The organism is Ideonella sp. B508-1 (genome assembly GCF_000333615.1).
Lineage (GTDB): Bacteria > Pseudomonadota > Gammaproteobacteria > Burkholderiales > Burkholderiaceae_C > Ideonella.
The window spans coordinates 1-1,376 of record NZ_BADL01000130.1 but is presented as its reverse complement, the minus strand read 5'-3'; the positions used below and the strand labels follow the sequence as shown (position 1 = coordinate 1,376).

Genomic DNA, 1,376 nt, shown 5'->3' with positions numbered 1-1,376 from the left:
GCCATTGGCGCAACGCCCGCACCGTCTCGTCCCACAACCCGCTGGTCTACAAGGCCCGCATCGTCGGTGACTGGGCCATCAACGGCACCGAGCCGCCCTATGTCTGGCAGATCGGCGCCAGTCCCGCGGCGCCGGCCACCGCCTGAACCTCATTTCTCACCCCCATCCGCCTGTCCGCACCATGAGCACCGAGACCCTGTCCCCCGTCGAAGACCGTCCCCGCGTCAATACCGGCGCACCGTTTGCGGCCCTGTTGCGCCCGGCCGAGCCGGCCCACATCATCCGCAGCGACGCCGAAGCCATCGCAGTCGCCCGCCGGCTGGCCGGCGAATTCGCCACCGAATCCTCGCTGCGTGACCGTGAGGGCTACCTGCCCATCGCCGAGGTCAACGCCTACTCGCAGAGCGGCCTGTGGGGCATCACCGTGCCCAAGGCCTATGGAGGCGCCGGGGTCTCCTATGCCACGCTGGCGGAAGTGATCCGCATCCTGGCCGAAGGGGATTCCAGCATCGCGCAGATCACTCAGAACCACCTGGCGCTGGTGGCCCACATCGAGCTGGATGGCACCGAGGCCCAGAAGAAGGAGCTGTTCGGTCTGGTCCTGCAAGGCACCCGCTTCGGCAATGCCTTTTCGGAGAAGGGCAGCAAGAACGTGGCGGCCTTCGAGACCAAGCTGCAGCTCGAAGGCGACCACGCGGTGGTCAACGGGCAGAAGTTCTACACCACCGGCGCGCTGCTGGCCCACATCGTGCCCATCGTCGCGGTGGACGACCAGGGCAAGGGCTGGCTGGCCTTTGCCGACCGTGCTGCGCCGGGCCTGACCGTGGTCAACGACTGGTCCGCCTTCGGCCAGCGGACCACGGCTTCCGGTTCCATCCGCATCGAGAACGTGAAGGTGCCGCTGAACCGCCTGGTGCCGGTGGCGGCCTTCGACCGCCCCACGGCGGCGGGTCCCATCTCGCAGATCATCCAGGCGGCCATCGATGCCGGCATCGCCGCCGCCGCCATCGCCGAGACGGTGGCCTTCGTCCGAACCCGCAGCCGACCCTGGATCGACAGCGGCAAGGATGCGGCCTCGGAGGATCCGTTCACCGTGAGCGCGGTGGGCGAGCTGGTGATCCGCCTGCATGCCGCCGAGGCACTGCTGGAGCGAGCCGGCCGGGCGATCGATCGCGCCCTGGCCGAGCCGAGCGAAGACAACGTGACCGCCGCCACCCTGGTCACCAGCGAAGCCAAGGTGCTGACCACCGAGATCGCGATCGCTGCCACCAACAAGCTCTTCGAGCTGTCCGGAACGCGCTCCACTCTGCAGGAACACAACCTGGACCGGCACTGGCGCAATGCCCGCACCCACACGCTGCACGACCCGGTGCGCT

At 68.5% G+C, this 1,376-nt stretch carries 1 protein-coding gene and 1 pseudogene; both read left to right on the top strand.

The features are described from left to right. Positions 1-146, top strand: a pseudogene (locus I73_RS32405) (monooxygenase); the annotation flags it as partial. Positions 147-181: 35 nt separating this feature from the next. Continuing rightward, positions 182-1,376 (top strand): SfnB family sulfur acquisition oxidoreductase (locus I73_RS05845; RefSeq protein ID WP_022979759.1); only part of this gene is annotated, 1,195 nt, incomplete at its 3' end.